This is a genomic window from Paenibacillus jepli, from assembly GCF_047238105.1.
Lineage (GTDB): Bacteria > Bacillota > Bacilli > Paenibacillales > Paenibacillaceae > Paenibacillus_D.
Map to the genome: position 1 here is coordinate 5003174 of NZ_JBDFMD010000001.1, position 19175 is coordinate 5022348.

Consider the following 19175-nt stretch of genomic DNA (forward strand, 5'->3'; position numbering starts at 1 on the left):
AGCACAGCGAACACAGGAACAGCCCTGGAAGCATGGAGCTCCAGAGCTGTTTTTGCATTTATACAATGCCTTAACGAATAACAGCTAACATCCTAAGCAGCACCGCCACAGCTTCCGCCCGCGTAGCTTCCTTGTGCGGAGCGAAGCGGTTCTCGCCTACGCCGTTCACGATGCCCAACTGGTGAACCTGCCCAATCGCGCTTTTGGCCCAGTACGGAATATCCTCGTCGTCGGCAAAACCGGTCGCCGCTGCAGCAGCATCGCCAGGCAGGTTCAGCGCTCGCGCGATCATGACGGCCATCTCCGCCCGGGTGATCGTCCCGTTCGGCCGGAAGCTATCGTCGGCGTAGCCGCCCACGATCCCGGCTGCCACTGCCCGCGCCACCGCATCCCTGGCCCATGCGCCGATCTGGTCGCGATCGGTAAAGCCCAGTTCCGGACCTGCGCCACTGAGCTCCAAAGCGTTCGCGAGCATCACTGTAAACTCCGCGCGGTTCACTGTCCGATCTGGACGGAACGTGCTATCGGGGTATCCGCTCACCCAGCCTCCCGCCAGGGCAAGCTGGATATCCGCTGCCGCCCAGTGGCCGGTGGTATCCTGCATCACTGGAATCTGTGGTTCAGGGGCAGGTGGTTCCGGTGCCTGTTCTGACTCTGCTTCTTCCACTTCAACTTCAATTCCTGCCACTACGAACCTTCCGAGCCGCTCTACAGCAAGGCTGATCGTCTGGCCGGTGACTTCTCCGCCCATCTCTACCCATGCCCGGGACGCTTCATCATAATGAAAGACGGACGGCTTGCGCGAGCCCAGCTTCTCGGCATCAAATGATAATGTGATCGTTGCTGGCTTAAGGAACGTGACCGCCTTATCGGCAGTTAGATTGTACATCGAACTCAACAACGTCTGTTCTTCGAGCTGCTGGTCCGCGGCAGGGGAGACGGCTTGAATGCGCAGGGTGATGCGCTCTGCTATCGCCCCGGCGGGCACCAACACCGTTATCTTATCGTCGTACGACACGATCCCTGCTGCATGGGCCGCCAACGTCAGGACGCCCGAGGGGGGAGTGACTACACCGACAAATCCGCCGCCCCCGCCCCCACCGCCGTCCCCGCCGGAGCTGGCAGGCCGGTTGACGGTGACCTCAGCCGTAGAGCTGAACCCGCCGAAGGTTACGGTAATCACCGCGCTGCCCGGCGACCTGGCAGTGACCACGCCAAGCTCACTTACCTCGGCAACCGCCGTGTCAGAGGAGACATACGTCGCCTGATCCGTAACGAGCGCATTGGTCTGATCCGAATAGTCGGCATAGACCAGCGTGTTGCGGGTATCCCCGGTATTCAGCTGGTACAGGTTCGAGTCCAAGCGGATGCCGGTGACCGTTCTGACCGGCGGCTCGTAAGGCTCCAGCACATCGACGACGGCTTGCACAGAGTAAGTGCCATAATCGACACGTATCGTCCCCTTGCCTGCGGATAAGGCTGTCACTTCGCCGTCTTCATCCACGGAGACGATGTCCGGATGAAGGGAGACGAAGGTGGAGGCGGCGGTCACGTCTTCCGTTGCTCCGTTCGAGTAGACGGCGGTGACGACCGTCTGCCTGGTGTCGCCGATCTCCAGATTATACTTGTGCGAGTCCAGATAGATACCGCTCATGAGCGCCTCGACGGTGACTTCCGCGTCCGCCTGAAGTCCGCTGTACGTGACTGTGATCGTCGCCGTTCCCGGCGAGCGGCCGAACACGATGCCGTCGCGCGTGACGGCAGCTACTGCCTCATCGGATGATGCGAAACCCGCGTCTCCGGTAACCAGATGACTGCTGTCATCGGAGTACACGGCATACGCATTCATCTGGAAGGTTCCGCCCACGGGCAACGTATCCTGCGCGGGGTCAAGCGTCAAGCGGCTCAGAACGGGAGTGACCTCGACCGCAATCACAGACTCAAACCCTTGATGCGTGAGCTTGATGGACGTTGTACCTACGGCGCGCCCGACTATCTGACCGTTCTCCACATCGGCGATGGCGCTGTCTGCCGATTCGAATACCGCCTCCCCGGTCACATCGGCCCTCGACCCGTCCGAATAGACAGCTGTAATGGCAAAATGCTCTGTCCCTGAGAGTGGAACAGTGACGCTGCTTGTGCTCGGCTCCAGGCCAATGACGAACGGTGCCGCCGACGTGACCGCCGTCACGCCATACCTGCCTACGGCGACATACCTCGAATCGCCGTAGGCGATGCCGGAGAAATGGGCATAGCGGCCGGAGTCGGATAATTCCCATATCAGTCCGTCGAGGGACCAGTAGAATAAGCCGTGGGTGGATGCGCTCTCCTGGAAACTCATGATAAACCTGCCGTTGTCGTAGCCCAAAGATTTGGCGGCATTGACACTGGTATGCGATTGCGGCAATCCGGCGGCATCGCTGGCGACCCGCCATACCTGCCCGTCTTCGGAGACGAGTACTTGCTTGCCGTCGCTGGTGAGAGCAAGCAGCTTGCCAGCTCCGGCTTCCACGTATCTCAGATTCCCGGTCATCCCGGCAGCTCTCGTCTGCCAGTCTTCTCCGTCTGCTGAAGTGATGATCGTGCCGCCATCGCCGACCGCCGCGAACACGCCATTGCCAAACGTGAGATCCCGCAGGTTAGCCGGCGCGGGCTGGAGGACCCGTGTCCAGGTGATGCCGTTCGTCGAGGTGAGCATGCCGCGAGCTGGAGAAGTGCTATTCTCTACAAGCGCCACATAGACGCCGTTTCCATACGCGATCCGGATCACTTTATCCAGTATATTCGCTCCACTCGTCCAAAAAGGGGTGTACGGCCGTTGGACCCACTCGATCCCGTCGGTGGAGATGAGGATCGTGCCACGGGTCCCGGTAATGATATATAATCCGTCGGCATAGCGGATGGATTCGAAATGCGTGTCCGTATGTCCGATGCCGGAATCGATCAGCGTCCACCCGGCACCATCCGTCGATGCGGCTATCGTCGCATGTTGACCTACGGCTAGATATCGTCCCGACACATAGACAACATCGTTAAAATTGTATCTGCCCGGATGTGAAGCCAAGTTTCTGGTCCAAACATGGCTGGACGTCTGTGTGAAAGATATCCCGTAGGGGCCGACTGCTGCAACAATGCCATCTCCGTGCGCAAGGCCTCTCAAGTTTACGCCGGTGACATCTGTGCCTCCTGTCCAAAAGTAGCCGTCTGTGGAAGAGTGGAATGTCCCGTCACTGCTGGTTGCATAATAGACGTTTTCGGAATAGATGACTGACGTCAGCGTTCGGGACGTGTTGGACATCCCGGGCACCCAAGCTTCCAGGCCGTTGACGGACATGTAGATCTGCCCGTTGTTCCCGACGGTAAGGAACTGTCCTCCGCCATAGATGACCGCATTGGCATTAATGGTACGATTGAGGGTTATCGACGTCCATGTCTGTCCATTCGTCGATGTCAGCGCCTGGTTGCCGAGCAGAATGATAAAGTAGCCGTTGCCGAAGACGATTCTGGGACTTGAATGACCTGGATGCGGACCCGGGAGCTCAGTCCAGTTCTCACCGTCGCTGGACGTTACGATCCTGATCCCGCCGAGCGAGCCGCTTATCGCGACAAACGTGCCATTGCCATAAGCAATGGACGAGAGGTTGCCCGTGAATGCCTCAAGGCTGCGGTCTTCCCATGAGAGACCATCCAGAGAGGTCATGATGGTGCCGCGATTCCCGACGGCGGCGAACCGGCCGTCCCCGAAGGCGACAGCCTGCAAAGCGGTATTGACGCCTTTGCCGATCCAGGCGCGTTCCGTCCAGTTCAGTCCGTCCGTCGAGGTCTGGATCGTCCCCTCTATCGAAGCGTCCGCCGTCTTGCCGACTCCGACGAACATGTCATGCCCGTAGACAACAGCTGCAAAATCCGCCGCCGGCTGCTGGGTAATCTGCCAATCCAGCACCGGCGGCTGAGGAGCCGCTTGCGCCATGCGGGTCTGCAAGGGCTCGATGATCGCGACTAACACGAAAAAAGCAAGGAGGAGCTTCATTATCTTAAAGCTGTGCGCTCGGATGCTCATTTTGCGGCTACCGTCCATGTCCACGTATCGCCGAGCTCGGCGGAGAAGGCCAGCGTCCCGAAGACGCCGCCGAACAGAACGAGCTGCATGGATTGAGCGTTATACGCCATGACCGAAGCGCAGCGAATGTTCGGCTGACTCCAGTCGTAAGGCGCCGGGGGAGTGAAGCTGCTCCAGCCTGTGCTGCTGGACCAGGTCCAGGTATCGTTCAGATAATTGCCGTCGATGCCGCCAAACAGCACGATCCGGCCGTTCGCCGAATCATAAGCAGCGCTGCTGGAGAAGCGGGGGGTCAGATGCAGGGGCGTCTCTTGCAGGCTCCACGCATACTGGCCGCCCGAAGCATTTAACAGCCAGGTATCGCCAAGCGCGCCGCAGTTGTTATAGCCGCCGAATAACAGCACCTCGCTGGATGGCCCCAGCGCTGTGAAGAGATGTCCAGTTCTGCCGCTCGGCCACTCGCCAGGCAGTGTACTTGGCGTCACATTGGTCCATTCGAACATTCCGCTCTCAAGCAGCCACAGATCCTGCAGCGGATCGCCTGATCCACTGCCCCCGAACAGCAGGAAGCCGCCGGCTGCCTGCACCTCCACCAGCCCTGCCTCGCTGCGCGCGGAGGGCCAGCTTGCAGGCAGCGGATCCGGCGTTACATTGTACCAGGCTTGCTCGCCGGCTTCCCATACCCAGAGGTCGTTGCGATTGCCGTCTGTGTCCGCGCCGCCGAACAACAGCACTCGTTGTTCGGAGCTGTCATAGACTATGCAAGCGCTGGAGCGCGCCGACGGCCAGCTCGCAGGCAGCGGATCCGGCGTCAGATCCTCCCAGCTATGGCCGTCCCAGACCCACAGATCGTTCAGTTGGCCGTTATCTCCACTGCCCCCGAACAGGATGACGCGGGACGAGTCCGGATCATAGACTGCGGCCGAGGAATCCCTGGCAGAGGGCGAGGGTGTACTTTCGGCCTGCACCCAGGGCGAAGGAAAGGTGGTTGCCGTTAGTTTACCGGAGTAAGAGACGTTTCTGGGCGATACGAGATTGGCTCGAAATTGGCTTTCCATGGTTGAGACCCTCCTAAAAGTTTTCCGAAGGAAAACTCCTTCGGAAACATAAGCTGATTTTTCAGGCTGTTGAAAAATGGCCGGAGAGGCACGGAATCGAATCTGGAGAAGCGAAGCGTTCGCCTTTGTCCCCGGATTTCACCCCTAAAAGGGGTAAAAATCAAAGAAATCTGGGGACAACAGCGATCGGAAGATCGATCCGTGACTGTAGGCTTTCTTTTTTCAACAGCCTGATTTTTCCGCATAGGCTTTCCCATTTACGATAGCACACTGTATCCTGCTCTGGAAACTTAAGTCTCACTAAATAATCGTGAGCCGTCCCGGGGGCGATGAGCAGCACATACAGCCGGGGCTGCAAATTGTCAGCAATATAGAGATTGGCTATAATGAGAATAAACGCCAGAAAGAGGGATGCAGACATGCTGAGAGTAGTGGAAGTGGAGAACGGTCAGGTGAGGGGACTGCCTGCAGCCGATCCGCGGATTACGAGCTTCAAGGGAATTCCGTTCGCGGCTCCGCCGGTAGGAGAGCTTCGTTGGCGCGCCCCGCAGCCAGCCCGTAATTGGGACGGTGTTTTGGAAGCGTATTCATTTGCTCCGGTCTCGATGCAGGTCAGGCAGGAGCTGGACGACAACAACATTTATACCCGCGAGTGGGCCGTGGAGCCGGATATTGCGATGGATGAGGATTGCCTGTATCTGAATGTATGGACGCCGGCCAAGCGGGGGGACGAGAAGCTGCCGGTGTTCGTCTGGTACTTTGGCGGCGGCCTGCAGGTCGGCCATCCGGCGGAGATGGAGTTCGACGGGGAGCGGATTGCCCGCCGAGGCATCGTGGTGGTGACGATCAACTACCGGCTCAATGTGTTCGGGTTCTTGTGTCATCCGGAGATTACGGCGGAAGCTCCGGAGGCCCCTGCCAACTTTGGGCATCTGGACCAGCAGGCTGCGACACGGTGGGTGCAGCGCAATATCGCCGCCTTCGGGGGCGATCCGGATCAGCTGACGATCGGCGGGCAGTCCGCCGGCGGCGCGAGCGTGATGAGTCAGCTGGCTTCGCCGCAGAACGAAGGCCTCTTCCACCGGGCGATCGTACAGAGCGGCGTCTTCAAGCCGGTCTATCCCGGCGGCGGCATGCCGAAGTTTGTAAGCGAGCTGCCGGCAGCCGAGGAGGAGGGGGTTCGATTCTTCGACTATCTCGGCGTGTCGTCCCTGGCCGAGGCGCGGGCGCTGGATGCGGTGACGCTCCGGGATAAGGCAGTGGCCTACAAAGGCTTCTGGGCAACAGTCATCGACCACGCCTTCTGTGTAGGCCCGCCCTTCGAGCGGTTCTTGAACCATCAGAGCTGGCAGGTGCCGGTGCTGCTGGGCCACACGTCATCCGAGTTTTTCAGCATGCCGCAGGCGGACACCTTGGACGAGTTCCGCAGCATGGCTCTGGCGGAGTTCGGCGAAGACGCCGAGACGTTTTTATCGTTGTGCGGCTATGCGACGGGTGATCTGGACAAGGTGCTCGAACAAGCGGCGGTGAGCAGCATCGAATATGCGATCCGGATCGCGGGGCAGGCTCATGCCGATACCGGTGCTCGCCGTCCGCTGTATTATTATTCCTTTGACGCAGAGATCCCGGGCTGGGACAATCCCGGCACCTTCCACTCGGTGGATCTGTGGTTCTTCTTCGAGACGCTGGCCAAGTGCTGGCGGCCGTTTGTCGGCAAGCACTACGATCTTGCGCGCCAGATGTGCAATTATTGGGCGTATTTCATTCAGACCGGGGATCCCAATGGCCTGGACGCCACGGGAGAAGAGCTGCCGAGGTGGGAGCCCTTCACTCCGGAAGCGCCGTACGGCATGCGCTTCGCGGACGAGGCCGCATTTGCCAGGGAGCAGCCGGGGAAGCTGATGCAATTTTTGGTGGATCAATATTATAAGAAGCAAGGGAGCCATGACAAGGCTGCGAGCAGGCTTTAATCCGGCTGCGGCTTAGCAACAGAAGCAGCTTCGCTGCGGGAGACGGCAGGCAGTGCAAACCAAAATGTGCTGCCTGCCCCCCACCTACTCTCGACGCCGATCGTTCCCCCGTGCGCTTCGACAATCTGCTTCGCAATCGTCAGGCCAAGCCCGCTTGCGGTGCGGTCGCCGGAGGGCGAGCCTTTGTAGAAGCGTACGAACACGGAGGCAAGCTCCTCCTCCCGGATGCCTGTGCCATTATCGGATATCTGGACGAGCAGCTTCCTCGCCGCGCCGCTCCCGGATGCCTCGAATGCCAGATCGACGCGGCCGCCATCCTGCGGGATGTGCTTGAATGCGTTGTAGACGATATTCGTCAGGACCTGATCGATCCGGCCCATATCGACAAGCAGCACATGCTCGGCGATCCCGGCGTACGAAGCGGATACTCGGCTCTGCGTATCATAGCCGGCATTCCGGATCTCCAGTTCGTATTTTTCCTTGAGATCATCTGTGAATCGCGAGACCTCTACCAGTCGCATATCATACCGGAACTGCCCGGACTCCAGCCGGGACAATTCGGATAGGTCCTTGATCAGCCGGTTCAAGCCGCCGATCCTGCGCTGGGCGGAGCCGAGCAGCAGCTGCTGCTGCTCGGGCTCTTCCGCGATGCCGGAGGCGACAGCCTCCACATACCCTTGGATCAGCATGATCGGTGTATTCAGCTCATGCGTGATGTCGCTCAGGAACTGGCGGCGCGCCTTCTCCGACCGCTGCAGCTCGCCGGTCCGTTCCTCGACCTTCTTCTCCAGCCCTTCATTCAGCTCCAGCAGCTGCACGGACAGCTCCTTGACCTTTTGGAACGACCGGCCGAATCGGATCGCCAGGGCGAGCGACTGGGCAACCGTGATCGCGAAGATGCCTAGCGACCCCGTATCCCCCAGGGCAATCCATTCATTGTAGTACAGCATATCCAGCACGACGGTCAGGCTCATCAGGAGAAAGCCGGACAGCAGAATCACCGCCCCTTCGCGCCGCCGCCGGACTGCTAGCAGCAATACCCGGATGACGCTGGCGATGACGATGAGCGTGAACAGCTGGTATACCCCGTTCGTGAGGGAAACGATGTATACCGGGGCAACGAGCGCATAAGCGGCGAAGGCGAAGCCGACAGCCTGTGTGCCTTTGAACAGCCAGCGCGGCATCTCCGCAGGAAATAACTCGCGCAGGAACATCACGCCAAGCGGAATCAATAGATAGTAGCTTTCATACTCGATCCGCGAGGCGAGGTGCCAAGGGAAGGCCGGGAACAGCTGAATCATATACTGCTCACCGACGAACAGCACCCTGAGGCTGATCAGCAGACTGGAGAGGCCAAAATAAAGCAGCGCCCGCTCCTCGCGGCGCAGCAGGAAGACGCCGATGTGGTACGCCCCCATGATGGACAGGCTGCCGAAGATGAATAGATCCAGCGCCAGATTCCACTTCTCCGCTGCCAGGAAATCCGCCTCGTGGCCGACCCGGAGCTCTCGCCATAACCCGCCGAACCGGTGATCGAAGTTGCTCACCTGGACGACCAACTCGGTATACGGCCCCTGCACCTCGAACGCGAAGGTGCGCGGCAGGCTCTGCGCAGTAGAGTCGGCTGCCGATGGGCCGACTTGTCCGCTGCCGCCAGCCGGCTCCCCATCGATCCATAACCGGTAGGCGGTCGACACCCCCGGGATGGACAGCGCCAGTCTCTGTTCGGACGGCGGGAGCGCGAGCAGCACCCGGTAAGTGGCGAAGCCTCGGCCGGGCAGGGACAGCCCCTCCGCCTCATAGCCGTTCCATGAGCCCGGAACCGCGATATAGCCGGTCCTGTCGACCGGGTCGATCTGATCAGGTGCGAGCAGGCGCTCCCAATACAACTCCCAATTCCCATTCAGCTTGACCGGACCGTCTGCTGCCGCATCCCACTCCTGCAGATCGATGATCCCGGACTGGCTGTCTGCCCGGGAGGCTTCCGCATTCCCAGTCCCGGAGATAGCGAGGAGCATCCCCAACAGCAAGCCTATGACGCGCATCGTGTGCATATTTTCACCAATCTATCCTTTTTGAAGATCATTATATCAAAATTGTCATCCAAATAGAGATTGGCTATAATGAAATCATCCTACAAAACAAACGGTGATCACATGTCAGCGGAAACGATCCTTATCGTCGACGATGAACAAGAGATGAGCGATCTGCTTACTTTATTCCTGAACAAAGAAGGGTTCAAGGTCATCTCGACGGATCAGCCGCTCGAGGTGTTCGGCCTGCTGGAAGCCCATCGTCCGGATCTGATCCTGCTCGATATCGTCATGCCCGGCATGAACGGGTTGGAGCTGTGCGAGCGGCTGCGCAGCTACTATGACGTGCCCATCCTCTTCATCAGCTGCAGGGACGAGGACGCCGACATCATCGAGGCGCTTGGCATCGGCGGCGACGATTATATGGTCAAGCCGTTCAGTCCGCTGCAGTTGACCGCCAGGGTCAAGGCTCATCTCAGAAGGAGCAAGCAGCATGAAGCCAAAGGGGCGCCTGATATCCTCAGCTTCGATAACCTGACGATTGACTTCCGCAGTTGCTCAGTCACGTTGGACGGCAATCCGCTCATCCTCTCTTCCAAGGAATACGACATTCTCGCCCTGCTGGCCAGGAACCCGGATCACATGTACAGCTTTGACGAATTGTATAAGCAGGTGTGGAAGAGGGAGAGCCTGGGCGATACGCGGACGCTGCTCGTCCATATCAGCAATCTGCGCAAGAAGATGGAGACCGACCCGGCCCATCCCAGATGGATCGTAACGATCCGGCGCTACGGATACAAGTTTGGCGGATAGAGTCCTTCAGGCCGCGGTCTGAAGGACTCCTTTTTTTGTGCGGCCTGAGGTATGATGGTATGTATCATAGACAACTTAGGAGGTCCCATGTCCTGGAGTAAAGTAAAGCAGCAGTTGGAGGGCTTTCTCAGTCCGTCCTTGCAGGGGAAGGTAGAGTACCGGGCCACCAGCTACCGGTATGTCCCCGATAAAGCGGGGCAGTGCTATCTAACTGTAAATAAGAAGAACATCCTGCAGATGAGCGAACCCGCGAACCGTATCCGCTGGTTTCAGTCGGAGCAAGAGATCAAGCAGGATGCCTCGATTCAAATTCCGATTAGCAAGGAAGAACTGGACGCGCTTAGAGAAGAGACGCAGGGGAACGTACCGGAGGATCGGCTGCAGGTCATTGCGAGAGGCCGCAAGATAGGCGTATTGGCCAAGGAGCTTATGGCTGCGCAGTCCGCTTTGAGCAAATCCAATTTTATGGTCGTCGCTACGAAGTTCCTGGCTACTTCGATTGAAGAGAGCCTGGAAAGCGACGATATTCTGTTGAATGTACTAGCTTTGATCGACCGGCGCGTCGGGAAAAAACGCATCTTGAATATGAGCGAAAAGGTGAAGGTGAAGCATCCGATTGTACAGTATTTTTACGCGATACGGGTGAATACGATTTGAGAACGGTCATCCCTTCACGGCGCCGATAGTGAGGCCTTTCACGAAATATTTCTGTACGAACGGGTATACGAAGACGATCGGACCAATGCCTACAATCGCCATTGCCATCCGTACGGTTTCCGTCGGTATTTTGGCCAATTCTTGTCCCGCCACGGTCGCGTCCACCATGCCGGAGGTCAAATACTGAATCTGGTTGATAACCTTGTACATCAAGTATTGAAGGCTGACCAGATCGTTATTGCTGATAAACACCATGCTGTTGTACCAGTCGTTCCAATAATTCAGGGTCTGGAACAGGCCGATGGTCGCCATCACCGGCAGCGAGAGGGGCAGAATAATCCGCGCGTAGATGCGCAGCTCGCCCGCTCCGTCGATCTTGGCCGATTCGATGAGGGAGTCCGGTATGGTGTTCGTGAAGAAGATCCGCATGATGATAATGTTAAACGGCGCGATCAGCAGCGGGATGATCAGCGCAAGCAGCGTATTCTTCAGTCCTGCTGCCGCGTACGTCAGGTACCAGGGCACAAGGCCGCCGTTGAACAGCATCGTAAAAAACACAAAAAACGACAAATGATTGCGAAAGGGCATATCCTTTCTGGAAATCGGGTAAGCGAACAGTGACGTAAACAGCAGACTGACGAAGGTCCCTATCACCGTAACGATGATCGAGACGGCATAGCCGCGAACAATCTTTTCCATATCCATCAACAAATATTCATAGGCGTACAGCGAGAATTGATGCGGGATAATGCGGTAGCCGTGGCGGATGATGGCCTGCTCATCGGTTAGCGAAACGGCGATGACGAGCAGCCGGGAACAGGCAGGCGATGGCCAGCAGCAGAAACAGGATGTTCAAGATGACATTGGATGTCCTCGAGATGCGATTCACCATAATCGGAGCTTCCTCCCAAGAGTAAGAATGAGGTTTAGAATAATGCGTTTTCCTTGCTGATCCTGCGCACGGTGTAGTTGGTCAGGTAGACGATGATCAGTCCCACGATGGCCTGATAGAAGCCGGCGGCGGCGGACATGCCCACATTGCCGTTCAGCAGGAACGAGCGGTAGACAAACGTGTCGATGACGTTGGTCGTCGGATATAGCGGCCCGCTGTCTAGCGGCACCTGATAAAACAAACCGAAGTCGGCATTGAAGATGCGACCGATCTGTAAAATGATCATGACAATAATGACAGGCAGCATCAGAGGGATGGTAATTTTACTAATTTGCTGCCATTTGGAGGCGCCGTCGATATGCGCGGCCTCGTAATATTCGGGATCGATCGCCACGATGGATGCCAGATAGACCACCATCGTGTACCCGACCCCTTTCCACAAATTGACGATCGGCAAAATATACACCCAATGCGCGGGCTCGCTATACCATGAAATGGCCGAGATGCCCAGCGGCTCCAGAATCGACTTGTTGATGAAGCCGGTGCCGCCGCCCAGGAAGGCATAGGCCAGATAGCTGACGGCAACGAAGGAGAGGAAATAGGGAAAAAGCAGGCTGCTTTGATACATTTTCGCCAAGCGGGTGCTGCGCAATTCGTTGAGCCCGATGGCCAGCGTAATGGCTACCGTCGTGTTCAGCACGATGAAGACGGCATTGTAGAGCACGGTATTGCGTGTGGCAATCCAGGCTTCCTCGGTCTGGAACATATAGTTGAAGTTGGCCAAGCCTGCCCAGGGGCTGCCGAAGATGCCGCCGTCGAACGTATAGGTTTTGAATGCAACGATGACGCCGGCCATCGGGATATAATTGTTGAAGATCAGAACGGCGGTAGCCGGCAGCAGCATGAGGAACAGAGCACGATATTTGAAGATGCGCTTGAGTTGCAATGGTAAGGCTTTCATGATGGACATCACGGTCTCTCCTTCTTCTGAAGTTGCAGGAAGGGCCGGACCCATGAGCAGCATGGAACCCGGCCCCCTCTTCTGGTACGTAGCTTCTAGCGATTCAGGAATTCGTTGACCTGCTTCTGTTTCTCTTCCAGAATCTTGTTCATGCCGGCCTTGCGCATCTTCTCGTTGAATTCTTCCAGCTGCACGGCGGGATCGCCGACGCCTGTGAACAACGCGTCAATATATTGGTCAAAAATGTTAATGATGGCTGCTTCCTCATTCGTCACCGGCTCCGGATTGTAGCTGAAGCCGAGCAGCGCGGAGCGCTTCGCCGATTCGTTGAATTGACGGAACTTCTCCCACTTCTGCGGATCCTCGTTGTCCCATAGATAGTTCAGGAATTGGTTGCCGAACATCCAGTTGATCCCCGGCTTGTAGCCGCTTTCCCCACCGCCATCCGGCTGGCTGATGATGTTGCCGCTGCGCTTGTAATGCGTGCCTTCCACACCGAAGACAAGGGTGTTCAAAATTTCTGCGTCGGTATGCAGCAGATCGAGCAGCATCATGGCGCGCTCCGGATGTTTGGATGTGCGGGAAATCGTCGTCAGCGCCCCTGTAATGTCGCCGCTCGTGGTATAGGCCTCAGTCAACTCCAACTGCACGAACTCATGACCCTGCTGGACGCTGAATTCCACATCCTTGCCCGGCTTCAGCTGCAGCTGCTGGGCGAACACGCGCCCTGCTTTGTTATGGGCGGTAGCATCCTTCTGCGTCGCCGGGTCGTCCTGGAAGAAGCCTTTCTGATACCAACTCCGCAGCAGGTTCAGCATGCCGATCGTTTCCGGGGCTTCGAACTTGTTGATGACGGTCGGCTCGCCACCGCTGTAGATGGAGCCAGGGATCGAGCTGCTGCCGACCGATTCGAACGGAAGCAGTCCCGACAAGGTGCGGCTTGCCCACAGCGGCACGATATCCGGTTCATTGTCCTTGATCGTCTGAAGCCAAGGCTCGATATCCTCCAACTTGCTGACCGTGCCCAGATCAAACTGGTACTTGTCGATCAGCGCCTTGCTGAAGACCAGGCCGAATTGCTGCGCGAGCTCCTTCTGTACCGGAACGGCATAAATGCTGTCGCCGACAGAGGCCGCGTTCAGATAATCGGCATGCATGCTTTCCTTGAGTCCCACTGCATGTTGATCGATCAGATCATTCAACGGCAAGAACGCGCCTTTGGCCACGTTGCTGCCGAAACGGTCCCAGCTGGCGGAGAACATCAGGTCGAACGGCTCGCCCCCGGACACCATCAGATTGATCTTCTGCGTCCAATCGCCCCAGCTCACCGCATGGATTTTCACCGTGGCGTTAATCTTGTCTTTCAGCAGCTTGTTCAGCTCTGCTTCCACCAAGGCGACGTCCTTTTGCTCATCACCCGGATAATAGATGCTTAGCTCCACCGGCTCAAGCTGCGGCGCTTCCGCAGTGGCAGCCGGTTCTTCCGGCGACGAGCTTGCGGTTGGCGACTGGTTGGCCGCAGGCGGCGGGTTGCTGCCACCGGAGCAACCGGCGATAACGATCGCCACGCTCATGATGAGCGAGAGCAGATTGAATATGCGCTTGTTTTTTTTCATTCCCCTTCATACCCCCGTTAGCAGTTGAGTGTATTGCACGTTTACATTATAGGCTTGGATGACCGGAGGCTGAATAAAATAATCTACGGTAAGTTTCAAATTTCTACTTCGTTTCGACCATGGGATGAAGTGGGTCAAAGTCGGGGTACACGAAATGCTCCCTATTGATCAGGCCGCGGTAGACAGCGTTCTCCAACGAGCGGTTGTACTGCTCCGTCAAGGCTGACAGCGCCTCCTGGGGGGGCTCGACGCCTAGCAGGACATCCTTGTACACCTTGATTCGGGACGCGCCGCCAGGCTGAATCAGACCGCTCGCGGCCCGGTTCTCCATAATAAAGTTGGGCTCCTGCGGATACGGCGATTCGCCCGGGCCGGGCTGGAACTCGCTTAATGCATAGTCAGAGCGGATGCGCTCCGGCGAGGCCTGACGCTGTAAGGGGATGGAGAAGCCTTCTTCAAGCAGCTGCTCCCGATAGATGCTGGCATGCAGCGCCTGCCATAGCCCGACCGCCTCTTCCTTGTGCAGCGTATGATTATGCACGGCAAGCGGCGCCTGCAAGGTGAGCATGAGCGCTCCGGCATCCCCATGCTCGCTCCCATAGACCGGCGGCAGCGCAACGCCGAGCTGCGACTGGTTCTCCATCATCGACAGCAAAGCGGCGTATTCGCGGTTGGTCATGTGCATCATGCCGATATTTCCTTCTGCGAATTGCGTCAGCGCGGTATTCATCGACAGCGAGGTTTCGCCGGGGAACATGCCGCCTTGCTGCTTCATGTCCAGCATCCGCTCGAACCAGGGCACATAGACGGTGAAGTCGTAGCTGCCGTCCCGATAGCGGTAGTAATAGCGGCCGCTGCGGGTGCTGCCTGCTTCCAGCGCTTGCTGCAGCGGTCCGTTCTCACCTGCGGGCAGGGCAAAGCCGTAGATGCGGTACCCTTGTCCCGCCCGGGAGATGTTAGCCGCGTAGTTGACCAGCTCATCCAGCGTAGCCGGCGGCTGCTCGGGATCCAGCCCGGCTCGCAGGAACAGCTCCTTGTTGTAGACCAGCCGCAGCGTGCTTGCCTCCGAGGGAATCGCGTAGAAACGGCTGTTCTCGCGAGTATAGTCTACGGCCCAGTCCGGATAGTCTGTCAGGACATCCGGCTCGACCCATTCGGACAAGTCTAGCAGCCAGTTCTTGTACAGGTAGGTGGATATCCACTCCGTCGAGGCATGGAACAGATCCGGCCCTTGCCCCGAGGTCATCATCATATGGAGAAATTCGTCGTACCGGTCGCCCGGCAGGCGCGTCAGCTCAATCCGGATGCCGGGATGATCCTGCTCGTATTGGCCGATGGCGACGTCAAGCGCTTTCCATTCCGTATAGTCCTGTACAGCTACCGTCAACGTGACGACGTCCTCGTGCGGCTGGTTGTTGGCGTTTTCTGCAGGCTCGGAGGGGGCTGCGGCGCAGCCCGACAATCCGAGCAGGAGCAGCGCGGTGAGCGGCCATTTCAGCATAGTCTGATAAGAAAGGGTTTGCATAAGGGCAGGACTCCTTTATAATGTGAGCAAGTTTATGCATGTGATGGGGACGGGAGAGGAGAGCGTGAGCAACGTGAGTCTGAAGTATCGATTGCTGATCTATTTCTTGTCGCTGGTGATCCTTCCTACCTCGATTATCTCTGTCATTATCTATAATGAGTCGATCCGCACGATCAAAGAAAATATTGACACCACGCTGCAACGGAACCTGGCCACTGCCGAAATGGCGCTGGTTCAGAAAATCGAAGAAATGGAAGCGACCGCCAATGCGATTTATCTTAATCCGGAAATGACGGAGCTGCTCTCTGCCGACCGGCCGTCGGACCAAGTGGGCATCGTGAACGAATTGGCCAGCCTGAACAACATGATGGCGAGCTACGACCTGCCCGGCGTGCAAAGCAGGGAGTTCACGCTCCGGCTGTATATGCTGGACCGACCGGAGTATGCCCAGTACAATTTCTCGAACTATGTATCCCCCATGAGCTCGATCGAACGGGAGGACTGGTATTATGACTTGCCGCCCAAACAGCGTTACTCCATCCTGGCCTTTGGCCCGGGGAGCGGCTCCGCTGTGAGCGACGGACACAGCATCGTGCTCGCCAAGCGGCTGTTCGGTCTGCGCAATGCGACCATTCCCTATGTTGGCCTGCTGACCGTGCAAGCGGAAATCGACGAGTTCAATATCATTCTTGCCGAGATGAAACCCTCTGTCAACAGTACGATTGCGATCTTCGACGACTCCCGTACAACGGTCGCCTCTTCAGCAGGATGGGAAGGGGACGGGACGCTTCCGGGGCCTATAGACGTAATAAGCGCCGGTCAATGGCCAGGCCCGGAGATCGTTTCGCAGGATATGGCTTGGAACGGCGAAGCGTGGCTGGCCTCCTCGCGGCGCATCGACTCCCTCGGCTGGACGATGCTGTCCGTCTCGCCCGTCAGCGATCTGAATGGCAAGCTTGTCGAGCTCCGCCAGGTCATGTATATCTTGCTGGCGGCGTGCATGCTCGCGGCTTTCCTGCTCGCGCTGTGGCTCTCCGGCAATATTACCAATCCCATTCGCAAGTTCATCAAGATGATGACCTATGCCCAGAGCGGCAATTTTGACGTCCAGATTCAGTATCAGCGGAAGGACGAATTCACTTATTTGTTCAGTCAATACAATGTGATGATGCGCAAAATCAAAGGGCTGATCGACGAGCTCTACGTGTCCGAGGTGCGCAAGAAGGAGGCGGAGCTGAAGGCGCTGCAGGCGCAGATCAATCCGCATTTCCTGTACAACACGCTGGATTCCATCAACTGGATCGCGCTGCGGCACAAGGTGCCGGACATTAGCCATATGGTAACCTCGTTGTCTGATTTTTTCCGATACAGTCTCAGCAAAGGGCAAGATATCATCCCGATCGAGGATGAGCTGAAGCAAGTGGCAAGCTACCTGTCCATCCAGCAGATCCGGTTCAAGGAGAAGCTGACTTACACGATCGAGGTGGAGCCCGAGGTGCTCGGGTATGACGCGGTCAAGCTGACGTTGCAGCCGCTTGTCGAGAACTCGCTCGTCCACGGCATCGAGAAGAAACGCGGGGGCGGACATGTTCGGATCAGCGCCCGCCATGCGGAGGGAAGGGTTGAGATTGAGATTGTGGATGACGGCATCGGCGCATCTGCCGAATGGCTCAATGGCTTGCTGGCTGCCGAGGACGGGCAATCGTTCGGGCTGAGCAACGTCAACGAGCGTATCCGCCAGGTTTTCGGCGAGCCATGGGGCATTCGATTTCTCGAGCATGAAGGAGCGGGCGTCATGGTGAGCGTCTCCTTCCCGGCGCGAAAGACAGGAGGCGAGAAACGGGATGAAGCTTAGCATGATTATTGCGGACGATGAATATAACGTCCGGGAAGGACTGCGAGAGGTCGTGGAGTGGGAGAGGCTCGGCATCGAGGTCGTGGCCGCGGCGGCGGACGGACCCGAGCTGCTGACACTGTGCGACGATCTGAATCCGGATATTGTACTGACCGACATCCGGATGCCCGAGATCGACGGCTTGCAGGCCGCTGAGCGACTGCGCAGCTCGGGACATCGGGCGAGGATCATCCTGATCAGCGGCGTGCAGGATTTCCATTACGCCAAGACAGCCCTCAGCCTGAAGGCCGACGGCTACATCCTGAAACCGATCAAGGTGGAGGAACTGGAGCGGACCGTGGCGGAGGTGGCGGCATCGATCCGCAGCGAGCGCTCCCGCGAGGAGCAGGAGCGACGGCTGCGCCAGCAGCTGCAGGAACAACTGCCCGTGCTGCGCGAGCGTTTCCTTGCGGGGCTCGTAACGGGGATGTTCTGCGACAAGTCGGAGCTTGCCGGCAAGCTCCGTTTTTTTGGTCTGGAGCGGCTGGCCGAAGGGACCGTCACTGTTGCGGTACTGGAGATTGACGACTACGGCCAGGCGGTGGAACGGTACAGCGAGGAGAACCGTCAGCTCATCATGTTTTCCGTCGGCAACATCCTGGAAGAAATCGCGTTGCGACATCCCGGCGGCATCGTGTTCAGTCCTTCCGAGAACCATTTTGTGGTGTTGTTCTGCGGGACGCCGGAAGGCGGGGACTCAGACGTCATCCCGCCTGCAGATATACTTCAGGAGATGCTCGACAATACGTCTACCTACCTCAAAATGACGCTCTCAGCTGGCATCGGCCATCCTGTTGATCATATCGTGGGCGCGCATCAGGCCTATCAAGAGGCGAAGCTGGCGCTCGGCTACCGCTTCTACACGGGCAACGGGGCGATTCTTCCGATCGGTGATTTCGGCGACAAGCCGATTCAGATCGCGTTAGCGGAGCTTTTTGAACAGCAGAGCAAGCTGATTCAAGCGATGAAGCTGGGCAATACGGAAGAAACAGCAGTACAGGTTGCGGCGATCTTCGCCAGGCTTGGGCAGGAACGCAGCCATCCGATCAGTTACGTGCAGAGTATCGGCGTAGAGCTGATCAATATGGCCTCGCGCGCCTTTCATGAGTTGGGGGAGAGCGTGGAGAAGGTGTTGCCCGATCTGCCTGAGACGATGGCCGGTCTATACCGCCAACATCACATCGCCGATCTGACGGCGCGGATGCAGGAGCTGTTCCGGGAGATGACGCGGTTCTTCCTGCAGAAGAATAACCAGAAGAACAGCGGGACGATCAAGAAGATCCAAGCGATTATCGCGCAGCGTTACATGGAGAATATGACGGTAGGCCGCCTCTCGGAGGAGGTGTTCCTCTCTCCCAACTACATCAGCTTTATTTTCCGGCAGGAGACGGGGATGACGGTGACGGAATACGTCACCAGGGTACGGATGGAGGCGGCGAAGGAGCTGTTGAAGTCACCTGATCTCAAGGTGCTGGAGGTGGCCGAAATGATCGGCTACGAGAATGCGACCTACTTTAGCACGGTGTTCAAAAAATATACGGGCATCCATCCGCAGAAATATCGCTCCATGTTCAGAGACGATGCCTGATCCGCATATTTCGATAGAATTTCAAAGCTTGCTGTAGATATTTTGATCGGCTCATCCGGCCAATGGCTCTATACTTAATGACAAGCGCAAACGACAGTTGCCTGCCAG

Annotated in this window: 12 protein-coding genes; 5 read left to right on the forward strand and 7 right to left on the reverse strand. The window is 57.6% G+C overall.

Annotated elements, in window-relative coordinates; translation table 11 throughout:
• Positions 1-70: 70 nt before the first annotated feature.
• Positions 71-4060 carry an S-layer homology domain-containing protein gene (locus ABC336_RS21525; RefSeq protein WP_413240581.1) on the reverse strand — a complete coding sequence of 1330 codons (3990 nt, stop codon included), beginning with the start codon at positions 4058-4060 and terminating at the stop codon, positions 71-73.
• Positions 4057-5118: a Kelch repeat-containing protein gene (locus ABC336_RS21530; protein ID WP_413240582.1), complete on the reverse strand. Its 1062-nt coding sequence runs from the start codon at positions 5116-5118 to the stop codon at positions 4057-4059. Before ABC336_RS21530 ends, ABC336_RS21525 begins: the two co-directional genes overlap by 4 nt.
• Before the next feature lie 419 nt (positions 5119-5537).
• Here ABC336_RS21530 and ABC336_RS21535 point away from each other — a divergent pair, with 419 nt between their 5' ends.
• A complete protein-coding gene (locus ABC336_RS21535; protein WP_413240583.1) occupies positions 5538-7088 on the forward strand; it encodes a carboxylesterase/lipase family protein in 1551 nt (516 codons plus the stop codon).
• On the opposite strand, the gene ABC336_RS21540 is transcribed toward ABC336_RS21535, so the two are convergent.
• Entirely contained in the window at positions 7085-9142 is a 2058-nt protein-coding gene (locus tag ABC336_RS21540) for a sensor histidine kinase (RefSeq protein WP_413240584.1), read from the reverse strand. The two genes, ABC336_RS21535 and ABC336_RS21540, sit on opposite strands and share 4 nt — an antisense overlap.
• A 69-nt stretch (positions 9143-9211) precedes the next feature.
• Between ABC336_RS21540 and ABC336_RS21545 the strand changes: the two genes are divergently transcribed.
• Positions 9212-9934, forward strand: a complete 723-nt coding sequence (locus ABC336_RS21545; protein WP_413240585.1) for a response regulator transcription factor — start codon at positions 9212-9214, stop codon at positions 9932-9934.
• 87 nt (positions 9935-10021) lie between these two features.
• Positions 10022-10591, forward strand: a complete 570-nt coding sequence (locus tag ABC336_RS21550; RefSeq protein WP_413240586.1) for an SF0329 family protein — start codon at positions 10022-10024, stop codon at positions 10589-10591.
• A gap of 6 nt (positions 10592-10597) precedes the next feature.
• On the opposite strand, the gene ABC336_RS21555 is transcribed toward ABC336_RS21550, so the two are convergent.
• The 4 genes from ABC336_RS21555 to ABC336_RS21570 form a co-directional block, all read right to left on the reverse strand.
• The gene (locus ABC336_RS21555; RefSeq protein WP_413240587.1) at positions 10598-11296 is read right to left on the reverse strand and encodes a carbohydrate ABC transporter permease; all 699 of its coding nucleotides are present in this window, start codon (positions 11294-11296) and stop codon (positions 10598-10600) included.
• A 221-nt stretch (positions 11297-11517) separates the two neighbouring features.
• Positions 11518-12453: an ABC transporter permease gene (locus ABC336_RS21560; protein WP_413240588.1), complete on the reverse strand. Its 936-nt coding sequence runs from the start codon at positions 12451-12453 to the stop codon at positions 11518-11520.
• 86 nt (positions 12454-12539) lie between these two features.
• Entirely contained in the window at positions 12540-14060 is a 1521-nt protein-coding gene (locus ABC336_RS21565) for an ABC transporter substrate-binding protein (RefSeq protein ID WP_413240589.1), read from the reverse strand.
• A 103-nt stretch (positions 14061-14163) separates the two neighbouring features.
• Positions 14164-15585, reverse strand: a complete 1422-nt coding sequence (locus ABC336_RS21570; protein ID WP_413240590.1) for an ABC transporter substrate-binding protein — start codon at positions 15583-15585, stop codon at positions 14164-14166.
• A 64-nt stretch (positions 15586-15649) separates the two neighbouring features.
• On the opposite strand from ABC336_RS21570, the gene ABC336_RS21575 reads away from it, so the two are divergent.
• Both ABC336_RS21575 and ABC336_RS21580 read left to right on the forward strand, forming a co-directional pair.
• Complete coding sequence (locus ABC336_RS21575) at positions 15650-17440, forward strand: cache domain-containing sensor histidine kinase (RefSeq protein WP_413240591.1); 1791 nt, start codon at positions 15650-15652, stop codon at positions 17438-17440.
• Entirely contained in the window at positions 17430-19067 is a 1638-nt protein-coding gene (locus tag ABC336_RS21580) for a response regulator (RefSeq protein ID WP_413240592.1), read from the forward strand. Before ABC336_RS21575 ends, ABC336_RS21580 begins: the two co-directional genes overlap by 11 nt.
• The last annotated feature ends 108 nt before the right edge of the window (positions 19068-19175 follow it).